This is a genomic window from Nostoc sp. JL23 (assembly GCF_017115065.1).
GTDB lineage: Bacteria > Cyanobacteriota > Cyanobacteriia > Cyanobacteriales > Nostocaceae > Nostoc > Nostoc punctiforme_A.
This window is the reverse complement of the sequence record NZ_JABXKN010000033.1, coordinates 15,846-39,082: the sequence shown is the minus strand read 5'-3', so window position 1 is coordinate 39,082 and position 23,237 is coordinate 15,846. Positions and strand designations below refer to the sequence as shown.

The window sequence follows — 23,237 nt, the reverse complement described above, 5'->3', positions numbered from 1 at the left end:
GACTCAAAACCTTGCCTACTAAGGCTTATATCTTACCAAGCAAGGATTTTAGGACTTGTGTATACACAGTAGCCCCTTTATAAGGGGAGGGTCAGGGTGGGGTAATACAGATCGTGATGGGAAGCCTGTTTGGACAAGGGTTTCACGTTAAGTTGACACCAATGGACAAGGGGACAAGGGACAAGGGGACAAGGGACAGGGGGAATTAGAGACTGATTCATCACTTCGGAACTCCATTCATCGACCTCAGAACTCCATTCATTGATCTCAGAACTTCATTCATCGACCTCGGAACTCCATTTATCGATCTCGGCACTCCGTTTATCGATCTCGGCACTCCGTTTATCGATTTCGGCACTCCGTTTATCGATTTTGGCACTCCGTTTATCGATTTCGGCACTCTGTTTATCGATCTCGGAACTCCGTTCATCGACCTCAATGACTCATGCTCAAAATTTAATGTATGCCAATTACTACTGATTCTCCCTCCTCCCGTATTCCATCTGGAACTCGTGACTCGCGCAAACACACCCCCAAAACAGATATGGGGGGACTTTACCAGAGAGCAATTCGTGAGTCATTTATTAAGCTCGATCCGCGAATTACTGTCAGAAACCCAGTGATGTTTGTTGTTTGGGTAGGGACAATTGTCACCTTGCTTGTTACCCTTAACCCAAATTTGTTTGGCACAATCCAAGCAGATGTTAACCAACAACGCGTCTTAAACGGGTTGATTACCTTTATTCTTTTTTTCACCCTCGTTTTTGCCAATTTTGCCGAAGCCGTAGCTGAAGGACGCGGGAAAGCACAAGCTGATTCACTGCGATCGACGCGATCGGATACGATCGCTAATAAAATCCTCCCCGATGGTTCGATACAACAAGTCAATTCTACGGAACTGCGACGGGGCGATTTGGTAAAAGTCAGTGCTAATAATATGATTCCCGCCGATGGGGATGTCATTAAAGGCATTGGTTCAGTGGATGAGTCGGCAATCACTGGGGAATCTGCCCCGGTACTGAAGCAACCAGGTACAGATATAGCCAGTTCAGTGACAGGGGGTACACGCCTACTTTCCGATGAGTTGACAATTCGCATTAGTGCCGATCCTGGTCAAGGCTTTATTGATCGCATGATTGCCCTAGTAGAAGGAGCAGAACGCAGCAAGACTCCCAATGAGATTGCTTTGACGGTATTGTTGGCTGTGTTAACGCAGGTGTTCTTAATTGTGGTGGCGACAATGCCCCCATTTGTCGGTTACATCGCCAGCTTTATCAGCACAGCCTTTGGAGTTGAAGCAGGAAACAGTTTGCGGGCGGGTGCTAGCGTTGCTATTCTTATCTCGCTATTAGTAGCTTTAATTCCCACAACTATCGGTGGTTTACTCAGTGCGATCGGTATCGCTGGCATGGATAGAGTTGCCCAATTTAACGTTATTGCTACCTCTGGTCGAGCGGTAGAAGCTTGCGGTGACATCAACACCTTGGTGCTGGATAAGACAGGCACGATCACCTTGGGAAATCGGATGGCTGACGAGTTTATTCCCCTGGATAACCACTCAATCATAGACGTGGCGCGAGTCTCATTAGCTGCGAGCTTGTTTGACGAAACGCCAGAGGGTAAATCGATTGTGATTTTAGCAGAAAAGTCCCAGGCTGGGGTAGACTTTAACATTGATAAAGCCGAAGGTGTAGAATTTTCCGCCAAAACCCGCATGAGTGGCACGAATTTACCCGATGGTAAACAAATTCGCAAAGGTGCAGTAGATGCCATTAAGGGATTTGTCCGTTCTCGTGGCGGTAATGTTCCTGATGATATAGATGCAGCTTATGAGCGAGTTTCCCGGTTAGGCGGTACACCCTTAGCTGTTTGCCAAGATGAGAAAATTTATGGTGTCATCTACCTGAAAGATATTGTCAAACCTGGTCTGCGGGAACGGTTTGACCAACTCCGCCGCATGGGTGTTCGCACTATTATGCTCACAGGTGACAATCGGATTACCGCTTCGGTGATTGCCCAAGAAGCTGGGGTGGATGATTTCATTGCGGAAGCGACTCCAGAAGACAAAATTGAAGTGATTCGCTCGGAACAATCTCAGGGTAAACTGGTGGCAATGACCGGGGATGGTACGAACGATGCGCCTGCTTTGGCTCAAGCAAATGTGGGTGTGGCGATGAATTCTGGGACGCAAGCTGCCAAAGAAGCTGCTAACATGGTGGACTTAGACTCAGATCCCACGAAGCTAATTGACTTAGTAACCATCGGTAAACAGTTGCTAATTACTCGTGGAGCCTTGACAACATTCTCCATCGCTAACGATATTGCCAAGTATTTTGCGATCATTCCCACAATCTTTGCCGCTGCTGGAATCGGCGCACTTAATATTATGGGATTAAAGAGTGCCCAATCTGCGATCGTCTCGGCGCTAATTTACAACGCCTTGATTATTCCGGCACTAATTCCGCTGGCACTCAAAGGGGTGAAATTCTTACCTTTAACAGCAGATCAACTGCTACGTCGCAACATCTTCATCTTTGGTCTTGGCGGTATCGTTGCTCCGTTCATTGCCATCAAACTGATAGATATTATCCTACCTTTGTCTTAATTTACTATGAAACCTATTCAGATCCGACGCACTATTCTTGCATCCCAAGTATTAGAAGAAATAACTGAAATCTGGTGTCAATGGCGTAGACAAAAGCTGCCACTGTATTTATTTTTGGCGATGTGTTTCAACCTAGTGGTTGCACCTATGGTCTATGCAGCTAATGGCGAACAACTTTCTCGCAGCCAATCTTGGGGATTGGGACTGTTAGGACTGGTGACACTAGGGCTTTCCATCTATTTATTTTTTGTAATGTTTGTACCGGAGAAATTCTAATGAGTTTTGCACGCGAAGCCGGTAGAGCTGTTCGGTCTACCTTAGTACTCTGGGTAATTGGAGCAATTATTTATCCTTTTGCGATGATTGCCATTGGGCAGATTGTGTTTCCGTTTCAAGCAAACGGTAGTCTCCTGAAAAATAGCACAGGTCAAGTTGTCGGTTCTGCTTTGATTGGTCAACCTTTTAGTAGCGATCGCTATTTTAACAGCCGTCCCAGTACCACGAGCTACAGCACAGCCGATCCTAAAAAAGATGATGCGGGAGTTTTGCAAACTGGGGTTTCTGGCGCAAGTAACTTGGCTCCCAGTAATCCTGCATTAATGGAACGCATTAAAGGTAAAGATGACCCAGACCCCAGCAAAAAAGTTGAAGGTGACTTCAATCGTCTGAAAAAAGCAGGTGTACAGCCGACTGGCGATTTAGTTTATACCTCTGGTTCTAGCCTTGACCCGCATATTACCCCGGAAGCTGCGATCGCGCAAGTTGCACGAGTAGCCAAGACGCGAGGAGTTCAACCGAACCAACTCGAAACTTTAATTTCTCAAAACACCGATGGGCGCTTTCTTGGCATCTTTGGCGAGCCTGGAGTTAATGTGTTAAAGCTGAATTTAGCTCTGGATAAGATTAAGGGATAAAGCCTTGGGAGAGTGCTGCTGATTCTTGCTATGCCTCCTATTCGGAATAGTTATCTATAGTAATCCTTAATGATTACTTAAAATCCAAATGTTTGATTCTCGGCTTAATTTAATAAGTCGAGAATCTGCTTTTAAGTAGGTATATATAAAACCTATATCTCTAAACATATACCTGTCTAGCTAATTAATAAACACATCCTTGATTTCCTGAATACATTTTATATATCTTCAAAATATATCTCTGCAACAGCAGATTTTCCTCGTAAAGTATTGGACAATACTATTAGAGTTAAAAAACATTTTGTGTTGAAAAATAAAAAAACTTTAGAACCAAGCCTGTTTGGTGTTTTTATCGAAGATAATAGCGTTTACTGTGGCATTAATTTAAGTGATATTAAGTTGCCGAATCAATGCGTTTTTCTAGGAGTTTTAAGAGAGACTAAAGTCATTTTAGCAACAGATAATCCTAGTATTTTCGCCGGAGATTACATTTTAGCAATAGCAACCCATCCCATGATGGTTCCCGCTCTCAAAGTTACTCTTAAAAAAATCCATTCTGTTTATTATTCCCTGAATAGTTGCTTATTGGAAGCTCGACTAACAGACAGTCAATCTGTTAATTCAGATTACTCAGATTTATTAAGTACTTTCAATTCCACATATTATTAAACAGATGAACATTTCCCGAATAAAGGCAGAAGGCAGTTCGAGTTTGCGACAAGAGTAAGAAGATATATTTTTGTCTCCTGCCTCCTTAACTTTACTAAATCTGAGTTCGACTAACTAAAGGTTATTAATATGCATACTTCGGAGCTTTTCCGACTTTATGTATCCGCCCAAAAAAGTGTTCATCAGTCCACCCTGATTGAAGCTAATCTGGCAAAGACAACACATAGTAACAGCAAACCACATGACGGAGACATTCCCTTTTTAGCAGTGTTTTTGGCTCACATTTCCTTCATGTTAGTTTGGGCAATTGTTGTTTTTCTCGTTTCATCTGTCTGCAAGGCACTAGAAGATCCCCCAGAAAATGCGGCACAAGATAAAGACGAAATAGTAAGCATCAAACATTTAGAGCAACATACCTGTAAAAAATGCCAATTTTTTAACAATAACTATTTCCTAAAGTGTGCAGTACATCCTACTACTGCTCTCACAAAACAAGCACTCAATTGTTCTGATTACAGCCCGAAATAGGTGAGTTTCTCACTATATATAATTCTCATGTAGCTGTAATCAGAGCGATGCCGTGTTAACCTGAGAACCTTTAAACAAAGTTTGAAGCTTGAAAACTTCATTTGAAAAACCCAAACAAGTTTTATGAAACAAAAAGAAACAGTATTTGTTATTCCGACTCATCGACTGAGAGATGTAGCACAGACCATCGAAAAGTATGATGAGAATTTCTGGGCAAATGGTCATGCTTTAAAAATTATCGTCTTCGATGATTCTACCATTGCCAACCATGAGAAATATTATCCGCTTTTAGAGCAGACTAAGACAGTCAATGATGTGTTTTATGTTGGGCCACAACAGAAAGAGCAGTTTATTACATTTTTAAATGAAAGACTGCGCGATCGCAAGCTAGAATCACTAGTCAAAAACTTATTCCGACCTAGTTATGGCGGAAATCGCAACTTCACGCTGATGTATACCCTTGGACATTTAATGGTTAGTGCAGATGACGATATGCGCCCAGATGCATTAATTGAAACTAGTCCAGAATCTTTATCAGGTGATGAAATCTGTCGAGGAAAATTAATTAAATCTAACCAACAAGGTGGCTACGTCCATAAATCTTTTGACTTACTCACAGCTTTTGGTGATGTTCTAGGTCAAAAAGCCAGTCATGTACCAGAAAACTTCGAGGCTGGAGAATTAGTCCTTGATACAGCAATGGATTTAGAAACCAATACAACTAAAGGTTACTTTCGAGAAAATAGCCTTTTATTACAACAGGGGAGAGTATTAAATAATGCGATCGTTAAGATTGCCCAAACTTTTCGCACAGGAACTAATGATATCGATACACTTGATTTTATTCACATGTATCTCAATGATGAAAATCAAATTAGTCCAAATGACCTGAATGATTTTTATATTCTTACCAATTTTCGACCCGTTATTACTAACAAAAACTGGAGAATGGATTGTGGAGTCGCTGGATATGATAATCAGCTAGCTTTACCACCATTTTTTCCCACTCGACTCAGGTTTGAAGATTATATTTATAGAATTTGGATACAGCAAGAAGGGATTGTGGCTGCACACGTTGATGCTGTCCAAAACCATATTAGAAATAACTATATGCGTAATCCTTTAGCTAGCGAACTATTTAATGAAGAAATATGTAGCTTGCTGAAAAAGAAGATTAAAAGTAGTGTTTATCATCTGGATGATTTGGGAATTAAATTTGATTATTCTGGCGAAGTCACTTTACAAAACTCTGAGGAAATCCTGGAAAAAATCGCTGCTATCCATAGACAAGTAATCAAAGCCTCAATATCTGCCCAGAATGAAGAACGTAAACTGTCTATTCAATTATTTGCTGAGAATTTATCGAGAGTATTTTATGGATTTGAACCAGACTTTTTTCAGCAAAATGTTTCCATAATTATCGATGATGTCATTAGCCAATTTCACGGTTCTCTAGAAATATGGCCAACTCTAGTGGAAATCTGTTACTTTTACAAAGACAAAAAAGACTTACCACAAATTAGGATAAAAAACAAGAAAGTAAAGTCTAGAAATGGCACAAAATCGAGCGACATTCTCGTATAAATGCGACCTTTGGCAAACAAGCTATCATTCATCCGGGAAAATGTTCTCAAACCCTTTATTTTTGAAGATGCGCCTATAGAACTTAAGCCAAATTACAACATTTAGGGGCAATTCATGAATTGCCTCTAGATGAATAAAGCACAGCCTCACATAGAATTGTTATGATCTAGGTGCTATTCTAGATGCAAAAACCTTCTATGTGCTAGCTAATTGACTATGTATGCAAACGCTAATTATTGATAACTATGACTCTTATACATTTAATCTTTACCAGATGATTGCCGAGGTAAATGGGGAACTACCTCTAGTAATTTATAACGATCGGCTTAATTGGGATGAATTGAAAGAAATTGCATTTGACAACATTGTAATTTCACCTGGTCCCGGTCGTCCAGAAAGATCAGAAGATTTTGGAGTCTGCCGACAGATAATTGAGAATGTGGATGTGCCCTTGCTGGGAGTTTGTCTGGGGCATCAAGGACTTGGCTATCTACATGGTGCAAGAGTGATTCATGCACCGGAAGTTCGACACGGTAGACTCAGTAAAATTTATCATAATAATTCGGAATTATTTCAAGGTATTCCTAGTAATTTTTCTGTGGTGCGCTATCACTCGTTGTTAGTTGCTAATGAACTACCTGAATGTCTGGAAAAAACTGCTTGGACTGAAGAAGGACTGGTGATGGGATTGCGTCATCGCCATCTACCTTTTTGGGGCGTGCAGTTTCATCCAGAGTCTATCTGTACAGAATATGGGCAAAAATTACTAACAAATTTTCGAGATATGACGCTGCAATTTACAGAAAAATCGTCAATAAATCGAAAAAAGCAGCATTGGATCGGATATGGATTTATTGCTCCTGCTATCAATGAACCTTGTCAAAAACAGGGAGAGAAGTTTGAACTTCATAGCCGTAAATTGGATATTTGCCCGAACACAGAACAAATATTCGTCCATTTGTTTCAGCAAGCACCAAATGCTTTTTGGTTAGATAGTAGCCGTGTGGAACCCGGTTTATCTCGCTTCTCGTTTATGGGTGATGACAGCGGAGTAAACAGTCTATTGGTACGATATCATACCCAAAACCAAGAAATCATCATCACGCAGTCAGATACCGTGATTCATCGCACCGAAAGTATTTTTGAGTATTTGAAGCGGGAAATAGACTGCCGATTTTGTCAATCTGATGAGTTACCTTTTGATTTTAACTGTGGATTTGTTGGCTATTTTGGCTATGAACTCAAGACGGAATGTGGCTCGTCATTGGTGCATTCTTCACCATTACCTGATGCAATTTTCTTACTTGCCGATCGCATGATTGCGATCGATCATCAAGAAAAGTGTCTTTATTTGCTGCAATTAATCAAAAAAGGACAAACAGAACAGGTGGAAACTTGGTTTGACACTATCCAACAACAACTCGAAAATCTAGATCCTCTTTTTTCTCTTGTTCCCCAAGAAAATTGTCAGCCTGTTAAGTTCCGTTTGAGTCGTACTTACCAAAATTACATTCAAGATATTCAGCAATGCTTAGACGAAATTCACGAAGGAGAAACCTATCAAGTTTGCCTGACAAATCAGCTTTACACCGATGCAACCCCCGATCCATTGACGTTCTATCGCACATTACGTAAAATCAATCCGGCTCCTTATTCTGCATTTTTGCGCTTTGGTGAAATTGCGATCGCCTGCTCATCTCCAGAAAGATTTCTACGGATTGATCGCCAAGGTTGGGTAGAAACTAAGCCTATAAAGGGAACCCTACCACGAGGAGAAACCCCCGAAGCCGATTTCGTCCTCCGTGAGAAGCTACGCAACAGCGAAAAAGACCGGGCTGAAAATCTCATGATTGTCGATCTGTTACGCAATGATTTGGGGCGAGTCTGTGAAATTGGTAGTATCCACGTACCAAAATTAATGGATGTGGAAACATACTCAACAGTACATCAGTTGGTGACAACAGTACGCGGGCGCTTACGTTCAGATTTACAAGCGGTGGATTGCGTGCGGGCTGCATTTCCCGGAGGATCGATGACTGGTGCGCCGAAAATCCGCACCATGCAAATTATCGATCGCTTGGAACAAGAGGCGCGGGGAGTGTATTCAGGTGCGATCGGTTTTTTAGGCTTGAATGGTTCAGCCGATTTGAATATTGTAATTCGGACTGCTGTTTTGACTCCCAATCAAACCTCCATTGGTATCGGTGGCGGAATTATAGCCCTTTCTGAGCCGGAGATGGAATTTCAGGAAACGCTGCTTAAAGCCAAAGCCTTAATCGACGCTCTGCTTTTGACGATGCACGGAACATCTGAACCAGATGTGTATCCCATTCTGGGATTAGAAGCAACAACTTCTGATAGTTATGAAAAATTATCTGCTTAAATCACGGGCTTAACAAAGTCCCAAAATAATTAATCATCAATACAGCAGATTTCAACTTAAGGAAATTTACGATAAATACACTTCCTTTATTCAGGAATAACAGGAATAAATTTAAAGATAAAAAGCAACTAACGCAAATCACGGTTAAAAACAAGAAGCTAAAGTCCGTAAATAGCACAAAAATGAGCGAAATTTCTTTATTATAAACTCAACCTTTGGCAAATAAAATATCTACAAAACTTGACAATTCCTTAATCTGTAAAAATTTTTTTAGATATATAGCTTAGGTAACAGCAATCTGATAAGATTCCCAACAAGTAGAATAATCACTTGTTCTCTTTTTCTTGAACCAACTGATTTTGGTTATTTTTTGGGAAAGGAAAATAAAAATGTCTCATCTATTGTGGAAAACTCTGGTACTAAGTCCAGTAGTTTTGGGAGTGACGGTGTTGGTTTCCGCTAAGGCTATGGCTGCTGCTGAAGTAGCAAGTTCTTCTGAAGATGCAAAGCTAAAAGCTGCTCAGACAGAAGCACCAATAGCTGCTAATGCTTCAATATTCATTCAAACAGAGCAACCAAAATTTAATCAGCAATTGGTTGCTCAAAAGACTGATGAAAATAAGGTTTTAGAAGAGGTTAATCGCTACAGCAACGAAGGCAAAAATCAGAATTCACTGTCTCAAGTCACATCAGTTTCTCAATTTTCTGATGTACAACCTACAGATTGGGCATTCCAAGCTTTGCAATCCTTGGTTGAGCGCTACGGTTGTATTGCAGGATACCCCAATAGCACTTACCGTGGCAATCGGGCACTGACTCGTTATGAGTTTGCCGCAGGTTTGAATGCTTGTTTAGATCGGGTTAATGAACTGATTGCCACAGCAACTGCTGACTTGGTGACAAAACAGGATTTGGCAACCCTCCAACGTTTGCAAGAGGAATTCTCGGCAGAACTGGCAACTCTACGCGGTCGAGTAGATTCTGTAGAAGCACGGACTGCTGAACTTGAAGCTAATCAGTTTTCCACCACCACAAAATTGGTGGGTGAAGCTATTTTTGCCGTTACTGATATTTTTGGCAATAATACTGGGGATGTTAACAATACTGTCTTCCAAGATAGGGTACGTTTAGACTTGCAAACCAGCTTCACGGGTAAAGACGTTTTACACACCCGTCTTGCAGCCGGGAATGCACTAGCGTTTACTCAAGTAGGGAATAATGGTGTTGGGATCGATACTGCTGAAGGTACGCAAACATTTCAAATCGGCAGCACTAGTAACAACAGTGTCATTATCGACTGGCTAGCGTATTACGTACCCATAGGCCCAGCCCAAGTTTACTTTGCGGGCACTGGAGGTATTCATAGCGATTATGTGCCTACTAATAACCCTTACTTTGAGGATTTTGATGGCGGTAATGGTGCTTTGTCTACCTTTGCTTCTGAAAGTCCGATTTATCGGATTGGTGGTGGTGCAGGTGCGGCACTGACTTTACCCTTTGGTAGTAGTGGCAGTTTTTTCAAACCTTCATTGACTATAGGCTACTTGGCATCAAATGCTAATAATCCTGGGGCAAATCAAGGTTTGTTAGAGGGTAACTATGCAGCTCTTGGACAGTTGAACTTTAGTGTTGGCGATCGCTTGTCTATAGGTGCTACCTACGTTCACGGTTATCATGGTGCTGGAGGCGGTAATTTATTCGATCTAGGTGGTGGTTTGGGTAGTACTAACCGCGTCGTAGGTACCGGTCAAGCTAACACTCTAAGTGCCCTAAACGGATCTTCCAGTAATTCTTATGGGATATCGGCAGCCTTCAAACCCAGCGACAAACTCTCAGTTAGTGGCTTCATTTCTTACCACGATATCACAGGCTTTGGCGCTGGTGATGATTATGAAGCTTGGAGCTACGGTCTTGGGGTAGCCTTACCTGACTTCGGTAAAAAGGGTAACGTTTTAGGGATTTTTGCTGGTGCAGAACCTTATGCCCGTAACCGAGGAGGAGTTTTTGCTGGTACTGGTAATGATATACCTTATCACTTTGAAGGCTTTTACAAGTATCGCTTGTCAGATAACATCTCAATCACTCCTGGTGTAATCTGGTTGACTTCTCCTGGTCAAAACAGCAATAACGATGATGCAATTATCGGTACGCTGAGAACAACTTTCACCTTCTAAAGGTTTACAGCCATTTGCTTTAGGGACGCATAAATTATGCGTCCCTTTTGACTTCCGCCTTGCGTTACTAGATTGAGGGCGTTCATAATTCACATCAGGCGTGAATTATGAATTATAAATTTCAGGGTTGACACAATTAGCCAAGCGATTGCCCCTCAATCCCGCAATTAAGTTAGCGATCGCCATTGTTGCCATTTTTGAGCGTGTTTGACGGCTGGCACTGCCAATATGCGGTGCAATAATTAGATTTTCTAAGGTTAACAACAGGCTATCGCTGGGAATCGGTTCTGGTTCGGTGACATCTACAGCCGCAGCAGCGATTTGACCACTGGCAAGGGCGCGATATAGAGAATCTGGATCTACAATAGTTCCCCGCGCCGTGTTAATCAAAATGGCTGATCGCTTCATCAATTCAAATTGGCGATCGCTAATTAAATGATAAGTATCATCAGTCGATGGTGTATGCAGTGTAACAAAATCCGACTCTTGTAGTAAGTGTTCTAACGTAGCAAACTCCACACCTAAAGATTGCTCTAATTCTGGGCTGCATCGTTGCCTACTCGTATACAAAATCTGCATTTCAAACCCTTTGGCACGACGAGCGATCACTTGACCAATCCGCCCAAAACCAACAATCCCCAAGGTAGCGCCCGTAACATTTGGCCCCAACAACAAATCTGGTTCCCAAGTCTGCCACAAACCTGCACGAGTAAATCGATCTGCCTCCACTACGCGCCGTGCAGCTGCCATTAGTAATGCCCAGGCAAAATCTGCGGTAGCATCGGTTAACACCCCAGGAGTATTACCGACGGGAATTTGTCGTGCCGTAGCGGCGGCAATGTCAATGTTATCGTAACCCACCGCCATTTGACTGATGACTTTGAGTTTTCCAGACTCGATGAGTTGTCGATCGATTTGGTCAGTCAGCAGACATAGCAATCCATCTATTTCCTTGACTTTTTCTAGTAAAATTTCGTATGGAGGGGGTTGGCGTTCTGGCCAAACTTCGACAGTAGCGAGCGATCGCAGTTGCTCTAATTCGATGGGTAGGCGACGAGTAACGAAGACTTTAGCCTGAAGCATAGTTTTAAAATAATTTTTGGAAAAAGAGACGCTTCTTGCATCGGTTTCTCCTTAAAATATCATGGCGTAAATTCAAAACCTGATAAAGTTGGTTTTTGTTCTGTGAAAATGAGCCGTGATGTTCCAATCAAGCAGTAGAGAGTTTACAGACAATCATCACAAGCCGTTAGAATTCAAAAGCTTGTCGAAATCTTCTGCCAGAAACTTACTCGGTGAAGTAGACCTTCTGAGGATTGCTGCAAGCTTGAAACAGGATCAAAAGCAAAAAGGAAAACTGGGCCAATTTTTGACTCCTGCTCCAGTAGCAGAATTAATGGTTGGGATGTTTGGCAAACTCGATCTTCCTCAAATATCTTTACTTGATGCTGGAGCAGGAGTTGGCTCATTGCTTGCAGCTTTTGTGGCTAAACTTTGTCACAGCCAAAAACGCCCAGCCAATTTAGATATTGTTGCCTATGAAATAGATCCTTTTCTGATTGGGTATTTGCATCAGACATTGAAATTATGTGATAGAGAATGTCAAATAGCTGGGATCTCTTTAAATTATGAGATTCGAGAGACGGATTTTATTGAGGATGCAGTCAGACTTATTGGCCCTAGTTTGTTCGATAATCCTGAAAATTGCAGATTTACCCACGCTATTCTCAATCCCCCATATTTAAAAATTAATGCTCATTCCAAAGTTCGTGATTTGTTACGTTCTATAGGATTAGAAGCCAGCAATCTATATACAGGTTTTATCGCTGCTACAGTTCAGCTTCTTGAATCAAGAGGAGAGCTTGTAGCTATTTCGCCGCGTAGTTTCTGTAATGGGCCATATTTTAGAGACTTCCGCAGAATGTTTTTGGAAATGATGGCTTTAGATCAGATACATCTTTTTGAATCAAGACAGGAAGCTTTTAGTGATGATGAAGTTTTGCAGGAAACAATTATTATTCATGCTGTTAAACAAAAACCAAAATTTGACAATGTAATCATCAGTACAAGTTCAAATGCTGATGATGATTTTATTCTCTCAAATTCCTTAGCTTATACAGAGATAGTTCTTCCCAACGACTCGCAACAATTTATCCACATTATCCCCGATACACTAAGTCAACAGGTCATTGAAAAAATGGCTAATTTTACCTGCACATTAAAAGACCTAGAATTAACTGTATCAACGGGACGGGTTGTAGATTTTCGTGCTAAAGAATATCTGTGTTTAACACCAAAAGAAGATACTGTTCCCTTGATTTATCCCTTGAATTTTTCAGCAGGATATATTGATTATCCCAAGGTAACTAAAAAACACCAAGCTCTGCTATATGCAGAACAAACTATATCTCTTTTAGTACCCAACGAGCATTATGTTTTGACTAAACGATTTTCCTCCAAAGAGGAAAAAAAACGAGTTGTTGCTGTTGTATATGATGCTAACAAAATTAATTGTTCTTGGGTAGGTTTTGAAAATCACCTGAATTATTTTCACAAGGACGGAGGAGGACTTAATCTTACCCTAGCACGTGGTCTTGCTGCTTATCTTAACTCTAGCCTCGTTGATGCATTTTTTCGGTTGTTTAATGGACATACTCAGGTTAATGCAACCGATTTACGAAATTTAAAATATCCGACAATAGCACAACTAATGACTGTAGGGCTATATATTACTGAGCATTTTCCATCACAGAAAGGAATTGATGAACTTTTGCAAAAAGAGTTACTGAGTATGAGCAATCAGTCTGAAAACAACCCCTTAATAATTAAAATTCGTATTGATGAAGCACTACAAATTCTAATTGAACTTGGACTTCCACGGGCACAACTTAATGAGCGTTCAGCCTTAACCCTGCTGGCTCTACTTAACTTAAAGCCAACAGATCCTTGGGAAACTGCTGCATCTCCCCTAATCGGAATTACGCCAATGATGGAATTTATGGCACTGCACTATGGCAAAACATATAAACCTAATACACGGGAAACTGTTCGCCGCCAAACAGTCCATCAATTCTTAGATGCGGCTTTGATAATTGTAAATCCAGATGCACCTGAACGCCCCGTTAACAGTCCGAAAACAGTATATCAGATTGAAGAAAGTACGCTTGAACTCTTACATACTTATGGAACTGCTGAATGGAAGAAGAGTATTCATACTTATCTGGCTTCAGTTGAAACTTTGAAAAAACGATATGCTCAAGAGCGGGAACTATCACGTATTCCGATAGTGATTGAAGGAGAGGTAAAAACTCTATCGCCAGGTGGGCAGAATATTCTGATCGAAAAGATTATTAAGGAGTTTGCAGAACATTTTACACCTGGAGCAAAACTGATTTATGTTGGTGATACAGATGAAAAATTCGCGCATTTTAATGAAGTGGCATTGAGAGATTTAGGTGTTACTATCGATTCTCATGGTAAAATGCCTGATGTGATTATCCATCATCTAAAAAATGATTGGCTAGTTTTAATTGAAGCTGTAACTTCTCATGGACCAATTAACCCTAAACGAAAGAAAGAACTTGAAGTTATCTTTGCCGATATAAAAATTCCCCTTGTAATGGTAACAACCTTTTTAAGTCGGAAAGCAATGGTGGAGTATTTGGCTGAAATTGCTTGGGAAACCGATGTTTGGGTTGCGGAAGATTCTACTCATCTCATTCACTTCAATGGAGAATATTTATTACAGGCTTACAAAGTGGATAGAGATTATGAAACAGAATAAACTATTCTTAAAAATAAGCGGTCGCTAGCTTAGAAATTGTCTTTAAAGCGATATCGATATCAACAATATTGTCATATATAGCAGTCCTATGTGATTCGTGAAAAATTATAAGAAAACGAACCGCAAAGTACGCTAAGGGCGCAAAGGGAAGAAAGAAGAAAGAGATATATAATTTTCACAAATGATTTAGGACTGCTATAGATCCAATAGTTCATGCAAAGCGTAGTAGAGTTAAAGTAAGAAATCTGAAGGTACGTCGATCGCTCCCAAAGCAAGATTGTCGCCATGACTAACTCAACTCCAATGGATGACGAGAAAAAGCTCCCCAAGAAGAAAGGTAAGTCGCTTCCTCCCAAGCTGATTATCTGGGTAGGAAAGTTTGTCTGGACGACTATGTGGCAGATAATGATGTCAAATCTGGCTCCTCGCAATCAGTCTGGAGCATATATTCGTCCTAATAGTCAGTTTCGCAAGTTCATCGGCACAGACGAAGGAAATCCCCACCCACCAGCAACGGGGCGCTACAAACTCTATGTTGGGCTGGGCTGTCCTTGGGCACATCGAACTTTGGTTGTGCGATCGCTCAAAAAACTCGAAGCGGTAATATCAGTTTGTATAGTATCTCCTTCTCCCGTTGAAGGCGGTTGGATATTCAAGGAAGAAGAAGAAGGTTGTCGCACACTGGCTGAATTTTATCAAAAGGCAGAACCCGGCTACAGTGGACGCTCTACAGTTCCAGTACTATGGGATAACCAAACAAAAGCGATCGTCAATAATGAGAGTGCAGAGATTATCGTCATGCTGAACTCTGAGTTTGACGAGTTCGCCAACAATCCGACGCTAAATCTCTACCCAGAAGAACTTAAAGAGAAAATTGACTGGTGGAATGAAAAGATTTATCACGCAGTAAATAACGGTGTGTATCGCTGTGGCTTTGCCCAGACTCAAGAAGCATACAATCAAGCCTGTAACGAACTGTTTGCAACTCTCGATGAGATTGAACTTGCATTGCAGACTAATCGCTATCTCTGCGGTGAACATCTGACACTTGCAGATGTGCGGTTATTTACGACATTATTTCGGTTTGATAGTGCCTACTATGGGCTGTTTAAATGCAATCGGCAGCGAATTCGAGACTATCAAAATCTTGGAGCTTATCTGCGTGATTTGTATCAGCTTCCAGGTGTGGCTGACACTTGTGACGTAGAAAGCGTGAAGCGGGACTACTATGGGAACCTATTTCCACTCAACCCCGGCGGAATTATTCCCAATGGCCCTGATATGTCCTATCTTAATCAACCACACGATCGCGATCGCATCGGCAAGGTGAATGCTTCATGAATCAGATTAATCGGGTTGCAATTGTCGGTGGAACTCATGGCAATGAGTTTACAGGAGCCTACTTAGTCCAAAAATTTGCCCAGTTTCCCGATTTAATTACTAGATCGAGTTTTGAGACAGTCACCCTGTTAGCAAATCCTCATGCTTTTGCCGCCGGGAGACGATATGTAGAGAAAGATTTAAATCGCTGTTTTCTCAAGCAAGATTTACAAGATCCGACTCTAGAAAGTTACGAGGAATTGCAAGCTAAATTAATCCAGAATACCCTAGCATCAAATGGGGATAAACAAGCCGATTTCATTTTAGACTTACACAGTAGTACAGCTAATATGGGTCTGACAATTATTCTTGACAACAGTCATCCCTTAAACTTGAAATTGGCTGCTTATCTGAGCCAGATTAATCCTTTAGTTAGGGTTTATCGCTGCTCTTTTAAATCAATTGCAGAAAACCCATTTGTAAATTCTCTGTGCGAATTAGGCTTTGCGTTCGAGGTTGGCCCAATTGCCCAAGGACTTTTAAAAGCAACGCTGTTCCAACAAACAGAGGAACTTGTTCGCGCCCTTCTGGACTACCTAGAACAGTTTAACCAGGGTAAAATTCCATCAAATAACGAAACCTTGATTCTCTATGACCACTTGTCAGTTGTAGACTACCCAAAAAAATCTGATGGTACAATCTTTGGGATGATTCATCCAGAGCTTCAGGATAAGGATTATCAAGCCTTAAACCCAGGAGATCCAATCTTTATAACTTTTGACGATAAAACAATTATTTATGAAGGTGCATCTACTGTTTGGCCAATTTTTATTAATGAGGCAGCTTACTACGAAAAGGGAATTGCCATGTGTTTGACTAAGAGGCAGCAAATCAACATCTAGGATGTGGCTAAACTTTTTTGGATAATTGCTTTTAACTGGAAGTGATGATAAAAATGGAATATCTAAATTATTAATAACTTCATATATCTAGCGCGATTACTAAAAATTACTTGTGTAAGTTTATATGTATCTTGGTTATAATATATTAATGAACAGTAATTAAATATCAGGGTAAAAAGTTGTCAAAGGGTTCGATAAATCGATATCGAAGGAGCGCTGAAAAACCATTATCTAATTCATTGGTAATATTTTTTATAGAAGCAGATATAAATTTGGTTCACTAATCTGGGCAATGTTTATGAAATGCTGCTCTTAAAGTAACTCTTTATTTTGAAAAGGAGGAAATGCAAACATTTTGGCTTGAGGTTTCTTCTAAACTCAGCCCTGAGATTAACTATGGAACTTTACTGATAAAATTCAAATCTAACAATATAATTTACGCTTAAAATTGTCTAAATACTTGAACTCATAATGAAAATTAAGCAAAAAAGAAATAAACCAATAGCCAGTCTTTCTTTAGACTTGGATAATATTTGGTCTTATTTAAAAAATCAGGGCGCTCCGGGTTGGGAGACTTATCCTTCTTACTTGGATATCGCAGTACCTCGTTTCTTAGATATTCTCAAGCAATGGGATTTGACAATCACAGTATTCATTGTCGGTCAGGATGCAGCACTAGAAAAAAATACTAAGGCAATACAAGCGATCGCTAGCGCCGGTCACGAAATTGGCAACCATTCATTTTATCACGATCCTTGGCTACATCTGTATTCAGAGAATGAGATTGAAGAAGAGGTGGCACTGGCCGAAGAACATATCAAGCGCGTCACTCATCAACATCCTATCGGCTTTCGGGGGCCAGGATACAGTTTTTCTCCAGCAGTCTTGAAAGTCTTAGCACGACGGGGATACGAATATGATGCTTCGACTTTTCCGACATTTTTGGGGCCCATAGCACGAGCATATTATTTAATAACTTGTAAATTGAGCAAGGAAGAACGTAAAAAACGGGAAGCGCTGTTTGGCGGTTTTAAAGAGGGTTTGCAGCCTCTAAAACCTTACAAGTGGCAACTAGATAAGGATAAACTGACTGAGATTCCTGTTACTACCATGCCAATTTTTAAAGTGCCAATTCACTTCAGTTACATAATGTTTCTGAGTACATTTTCTTCGGAAGTGGCTTTACTCTACCTGCGAATTGCCCTGTGGCTGTGTAAAGTTACACGCGTCCAGCCTTCTTTGCTACTCCATCCTACAGACTTTGTAAGTCAAGAAGATGTGCCAGAACTCTCATTCTTTCCTGGTATGAGTATTCCCACCTACAAAAAGCTGGCAATAGTAAACAAAAGTTTAGAAATTATATCGAGTCAGTTTAATGTTTTGACTGTTGGACAACACGCTAAATTTGCAGCCGATGGACGTAAATTGCCTGTATTAGTGCCTCAAAAGAGGTAAAAATATCATTTATGCGATTATATTAACAAGAATTCAGAACTCAGGAGTTATATCATGTCCGGTTAAAGACTTATCATTAAGAAGGCAGGGGAGCAGGGTGCAGAGAGAAAGAGTTAGAGACAAATCGTTTGTATCAAGTATTTCGTGAAATGGTATCACGCTAAGTCGCAATGAGTATTGCTGTGCCCCTACCGCATGGTATATTTACCTGAAAATCGCATCTAAACTTGCACAACAAAATCTGATGCACTCAGAGTTGGCGCACCAGTCAGAGTTGCAAATAGACCGCCACTACCAAAACCAGCTGCACTGCCATTTTGGTTGTAAAATAACTGTCCACTCACAGCGTCGTAGATAATTTTCGCTGTGCTGGTTCCCCTATGAGAAGTGATTTGAAAATCACTCTTGTTACTAAAACCTGTTCCAACAGTTGAAGCGATTACACTAAAGGTAGTTTTATCTAAAACAATCTTATCACCTTGGGAACTGTTGAAGTCAGCGTAGGCGTAGCCCGTCGTAGACATCGCATCTATACCAACAGCAGTGGCGCCAAAAACTGCATCGGTGTTGTAAACGAAATAGTCAGCGCCAGCACCGCCGACAAGAGTATCATTGCCAGCACCGCCGACGAGAGTATCATTACCAGCACCACCTCGTAATAGATCATTGCCACTCAAGCCATAGATAATGTCATTACCCCCTTGAGCATTAATCACATCGTTGGAGTTTTCAAAACCTGTGATGCGATTATTCAGGTCATTGAGGAATGTGACTGTGTTTTTGTTAAACAGGCTAGTTTGAGTGGAGTTGTCATCAAAGACATCAAAGCTGTCGGCGATGTTGGTTTGCCCATCAAACTCTATATTGCCAATCGCAGGTCTTGCTCCAGAAGCAGGCAGATTATCGAGGCTTTCTAATTTGAAGTTTTGCAGAGTGACTTTGGTATTAGCAACATTTTCAAAGGTAACTTCTAAGTTGTTAGCATTTTGAGTTAATTGCAGATTTTGGGCAGTTAAACCTGAACCTATAAATTGTAAGGTGTCCAAAGAGGCGATCGCTGCTGCCGTCGGCTTTGTGCCTTTACCAATGCCACTAAAATCGGTAATGGTATCATTGCCATCGCCAGGGCGAAACACAAATTTATCTTGACGGCTGTTGGCCGTCAGGGTTAGATTACCAGGAGTTACCGTGGGGTTAAAGGCATCTTCACTGTTTATATTCGTTCCCCCAAACACGACATAGCTTTGCCCAGCAGAATCTTTGCCGTTGGGGGAGGCACTATATGCCCCAATAATCACGTCATCAATACCATCACCGTTGATATCCGCCGCATTGCTGAGTGAGTTGCCTGAAGAGTAAATAAAGCCATTAGTGCCATTCAGGTCAGACAGGTTAAAAGTGCCGCTACTGCCCAGATTCGTTCCCCCAAACACTACATAGCTTTGCCCAGCACCAAAGTTGCCGGCATTCTTTGCCCCAATAATCAGGTCGTCGATGCCATCGTTGTTGGTGTCCCCCGTGCTGAGTAAGTAGTATGGGTACTGAATATTAGCCTTAATTAAAAAGCCATTAGTGCCATCCAAATCAGAGAGGTTGAAGGTGCCTCCACTACCCAGATTCGCTGCCCCGAACACCACATAACTTTTCGCAGCCTCATCCACACCACCTTCTGCGCCAATAATCAAGTCGTCAATGCCATCATTGTTGATGTCTCCTGCATTGCTGACTGAGTAACCTAATCCGGCAATATCAGAAAAGCCGTTAATTAAAAAGCCATTAGTGCCATCTAAATCAGAGAGGTTGAAGGTACCGCCACTGCCCAGATTCGTCCCCCCAAACACTACATAGCTTTGCCCAGGACCAGAGCTGCTCTCGGGGTAGCTATTTTCTGCTGCCCCAATAATCAGGTCGTCAACGCCATCGTTGTTGATGTCCCCCGCATTGCTGACTGAGTTGCCTAAGTTGTCACCTTCTGCAATGCCGTTAATCAAAAAGCCATTAGTGCCATCCAAATCAGAGAGGTTGAAGGTACCGCCACTGCCCAGATTTGTTCCCCCAAACACTACATAGCTTTGCCCAGGATTATATTCGCCGTTGCGGTCGGCACTACTTGCCCCAATAATCAGGTCGTCAACGCCATCGTTGTTGATGTCCCCCGCATTGCTAAGTGAGCCGCCTGAAAAGTCATCTGCTGCAATGCCGTTAATCAAAAAGCCATTAGTGCCATTCAAATCAGAGAGGTTGAGGGTGCCACCACTGCCCAGATTATTTCCCCCAAAAACTACATAGCTTTGCCCAGCATTATCAATGCCGTTGGGGTCGGCACCTGATGCCCCAATAATCAGGTCGTCAATGCCATCGTTGTTGATGTCCCCCGCATTGCTGACTGAGCCGCCTGAAGAGTCATCTGCTGCAATGCCGTTAATTATAAAGCCATTCGTGCCATTCAAATCAGAGAGGTTGAGGGTGCCGCCACTGCCCAGATTCGTCCCCCCAAACACTACATAGCTTTGCCCAGCACCAGAGTTGCCATTAGGGTCGGCACCAAATGCCCCAATAATCAGGTCGTCAATGCCATCGTTGTTAATGTCCCCCGCATTGCTGATTGAGAAACCTGAGTTGTCACGTTCTGCAATGCCGTTAATTATAAAGCCATTTGTGCCATTCAAATCAGAGAGGTTGAAAAAAGAGTTGGCACCCGCATTACCGACAAGGGTATCATTGCCTGCACCACCAACAAGGGTATCATTACCTGCACCACCTCTGAGCATGTCATTGCCACTCTTGCCGTCGATGATGTCGTCACCCCCCTGACCATTAATCACATCAGCAGAGTTGTCAAAACCCGTGATGTTATTGTTGAGTTCATTGAGGAAAGTCACTGTGTTCTTGTTGAATAGCGTAGTTTGAGTAGAGTTGGCATCGAAGACATCAAAGCTGTCGGCGATGTTGGTTTGCCCATCAAATAGGATATTGCCAGAAGCTTTGAGATTGTCCAAGTTTTCTAACTGAAAGTTTTGCAGAGTGATGGTATTAGGTACATTTTCAAAGCTGACTTTTAAGTTGTTACCATTTTGAATTAATTGCAGATTTTGGGCAGTTAAACCACTACCCGTAAATTGCAAGGTGTCAGCATTGGCAATCACTGCTGACGTTGGGGTTGTGCCTTTACCAATGCCACCAAAATCGGTGATGGTATCATTGCCATCGCCAAAGCGAATAATAAATTTATCTTGACCACCGTTACCTGTTAGGGTGTCATCACCAATTAACCCATCAATGATGTTGTTACTAGGTGTGCTAAATAAGGTATCTGCATAGGGAGTTCCAGTCAGGTTAAAAGAGATGTTGCTACTGGCAATATTCGTCCCTCCAAACACCACATAGCTTTGCCCAGCACGATAGTTGCCGTTGCCAAAGGCAGATGGTGCCCCAATAATTAAGTCGTCAATGCCATCGTTGTTAATGTCCCCCGCATTGCTGACTGAGATGCCTGCAAAGTCATCTGCTGCAATGCCGTTAATCAAAAAGCCATTAATGCCATTTAGGTCAGAGAGGTTGAAACTGCCGCTACTGCCCAGATTCGTCCCCCCAAACACCACATAGCTATTGGGGAAGGCATTTCGTGCCCCAATAATTAGGTCGTCAATGCCATCGTTGTTGATATCCCCAGCATTGCTGACTGAGATGCCTGATTCACGACTTTCAACAATACCGTTAATGAAAAAGCCATTAGTGCCATCCAAAGAAGAGAGGTTGAAACTGCCGCCACTGCCCAGATTCGTTCCCCCAAACACCACATAGCTTTGCCCAGAATCTATGATGCCGTTGGGGTCGGCATATGGTGCGCCAATAATCAGGTCGTCAATGCCATCACCGTTAATATCCCCAGCATTGCTGACTGAGTTGCCTAAACGGTCACCTTCTGCAATGCCGTTAATCAAAAAGCCATTACTGCCATTCAAGTCAGAGAGATTGAGACTGCCGCCACTGACCAGATTCGTTCCCCCAAACACCACATAGCTTTGCCCAGCAAAATCTTTGCCGTTGGGGGAGGCATTGTTTGCCCCAATAATCAGGTCATCAATGCCATCGTTGTTAATATCCCCTGCATTGCTGAGTGAGTTGCCTGAGCTGTCAGTGAGTGCAATGCCGTTAATCAAAAAGCCATTAGTGCCATTCAAATCAGAGAGGTTGAGACTGCCGCCACTGCCCAGATTCGTTCCCCCAAACACCACATAGCTTTGCCCAGCAACAGAGTTGCCGTTAGGGGAGGCATTCTTTGCCCCAATAATCAGGTCGTCAATGCCATCACCGTTAATGTCCCCCGCATTGCTGACTGAGTTGCCTGAAAAGTCACCTTCTGCAATGCCGTTAATCAAAAAGCCATTACTGCCATTCAAATCAGAGAGATTGAGACTGCCGCCACTGCCCAGATTCGTTCCCCCAAACACCACATAGCTTTGCCCAGCACCAGTGTTGCCGTTAGGGGAGGCACTATATGCGCCAATAATCAGGTCGTCAATACCATCACCGTTAATGTCCCCCGCATTGCTGACTGAGTTGCCTGAGTTGTCACCTGCTGCAATGGGACTAATTATAAAGCCATTAGTGCCATTCAAATCAGAGAGGTTGAGGGTGCCGCCACTTCCCACATTGGTTTGCCCAAACACTACATAGCTTTGCCCAGGATCGCGGATACTGTTAGGGTCGTAATTCTTTGCCCCAATAATCAGGTCGTCAATGCCATCGTTGTTAATGTCTCCCGCATTGCTGACTGAGATGCCTGAGTTTTCCTCTACTGCAATGCCGTTAATTATAAAGCCATTTGTGCCATTTAAAGAAGAGAGGTTAAGCAGGTTGAATGATGAATTAGCCATAATTTTCTCCTGTGTTTATTTGTTGTTAGTCAGCGAGTG

14 protein-coding genes are annotated in these 23,237 nt (G+C 42.0%); 12 read left to right on the top strand and 2 right to left on the bottom strand.

What is annotated here, in order from left to right; all coding sequences use genetic code 11:
- Positions 1 to 463: 463 nt before the first annotated feature.
- The 8 genes from kdpB (at position 464) to HWQ42_RS05045 (ending at position 10,857) form a co-directional block, all read left to right on the top strand.
- Positions 464 to 2,605, top strand: coding sequence for a potassium-transporting ATPase subunit KdpB (gene kdpB, locus HWQ42_RS05080; RefSeq protein WP_292731447.1), 2,142 nt, complete (start codon positions 464 to 466; stop codon positions 2,603 to 2,605).
- Between the two features lie 6 nt (positions 2,606 to 2,611).
- Positions 2,612 to 2,881, top strand: a complete 270-nt coding sequence (locus tag HWQ42_RS05075) for a potassium-transporting ATPase subunit F (RefSeq protein ID WP_292809887.1) — start codon at positions 2,612 to 2,614, stop codon at positions 2,879 to 2,881.
- Positions 2,881 to 3,519 carry a K(+)-transporting ATPase subunit C gene (gene kdpC, locus HWQ42_RS05070; RefSeq protein WP_292809885.1) on the top strand — a complete coding sequence of 213 codons (639 nt, stop codon included), beginning with the start codon at positions 2,881 to 2,883 and terminating at the stop codon, positions 3,517 to 3,519. Before HWQ42_RS05075 ends, kdpC begins: the two co-directional genes overlap by 1 nt.
- Positions 3,520 to 3,822: 303 nt before the next feature.
- Complete coding sequence (locus HWQ42_RS05065; protein ID WP_292809883.1) at positions 3,823 to 4,188, top strand: potassium transporter TrkA; 366 nt, start codon at positions 3,823 to 3,825, stop codon at positions 4,186 to 4,188.
- 129 nt (positions 4,189 to 4,317) lie between these two features.
- Positions 4,318 to 4,716, top strand: coding sequence for a hypothetical protein (locus HWQ42_RS05060; RefSeq protein ID WP_292809881.1), 399 nt, complete (start codon positions 4,318 to 4,320; stop codon positions 4,714 to 4,716).
- Between the two features lie 123 nt (positions 4,717 to 4,839).
- Complete coding sequence (locus tag HWQ42_RS05055) at positions 4,840 to 6,300, top strand: hypothetical protein (protein WP_292809880.1); 1,461 nt, start codon at positions 4,840 to 4,842, stop codon at positions 6,298 to 6,300.
- A 220-nt stretch (positions 6,301 to 6,520) separates the two neighbouring features.
- Entirely contained in the window at positions 6,521 to 8,683 is a 2,163-nt protein-coding gene (gene pabB / locus HWQ42_RS05050) for an aminodeoxychorismate synthase component I (RefSeq protein ID WP_292809878.1), read from the top strand.
- 389 nt (positions 8,684 to 9,072) lie between these two features.
- Complete coding sequence (locus HWQ42_RS05045; protein WP_292809876.1) at positions 9,073 to 10,857, top strand: iron uptake porin; 1,785 nt, start codon at positions 9,073 to 9,075, stop codon at positions 10,855 to 10,857.
- A 105-nt stretch (positions 10,858 to 10,962) separates the two neighbouring features.
- On the opposite strand, the gene HWQ42_RS05040 is transcribed toward HWQ42_RS05045, so the two are convergent.
- Positions 10,963 to 11,940: a D-glycerate dehydrogenase gene (locus HWQ42_RS05040; protein ID WP_292809874.1), complete on the bottom strand. Its 978-nt coding sequence runs from the start codon at positions 11,938 to 11,940 to the stop codon at positions 10,963 to 10,965.
- 118 nt (positions 11,941 to 12,058) lie between these two features.
- Between HWQ42_RS05040 and HWQ42_RS05035 the strand changes: the two genes are divergently transcribed.
- The 4 genes from HWQ42_RS05035 to HWQ42_RS05020 all read left to right on the top strand — a co-directional run bounded on the left by HWQ42_RS05035 (position 12,059) and on the right by HWQ42_RS05020 (position 18,318).
- Positions 12,059 to 14,641, top strand: coding sequence for a BsuBI/PstI family type II restriction endonuclease (locus tag HWQ42_RS05035; protein WP_292810025.1), 2,583 nt, complete (start codon positions 12,059 to 12,061; stop codon positions 14,639 to 14,641).
- 285 nt (positions 14,642 to 14,926) lie between these two features.
- Positions 14,927 to 15,982 carry a glutathione S-transferase family protein gene (locus HWQ42_RS05030; RefSeq protein ID WP_292809872.1) on the top strand — a complete coding sequence of 352 codons (1,056 nt, stop codon included), beginning with the start codon at positions 14,927 to 14,929 and terminating at the stop codon, positions 15,980 to 15,982.
- Positions 15,979 to 16,863, top strand: a complete 885-nt coding sequence (locus tag HWQ42_RS05025; RefSeq protein WP_292809870.1) for an aspartoacylase — start codon at positions 15,979 to 15,981, stop codon at positions 16,861 to 16,863. Before HWQ42_RS05030 ends, HWQ42_RS05025 begins: the two co-directional genes overlap by 4 nt.
- Before the next feature lie 471 nt (positions 16,864 to 17,334).
- Positions 17,335 to 18,318 carry a polysaccharide deacetylase family protein gene (locus tag HWQ42_RS05020; protein ID WP_292809868.1) on the top strand — a complete coding sequence of 328 codons (984 nt, stop codon included), beginning with the start codon at positions 17,335 to 17,337 and terminating at the stop codon, positions 18,316 to 18,318.
- Positions 18,319 to 18,539: 221 nt separating this feature from the next.
- Here the strand turns inward: HWQ42_RS05020 and HWQ42_RS05015 are convergent, their stop codons facing one another.
- Positions 18,540 to 23,198, bottom strand: a complete 4,659-nt coding sequence (locus HWQ42_RS05015; protein ID WP_292809866.1) for a hypothetical protein — start codon at positions 23,196 to 23,198, stop codon at positions 18,540 to 18,542.
- Between the last annotated feature and the right edge of the window lie 39 nt (positions 23,199 to 23,237).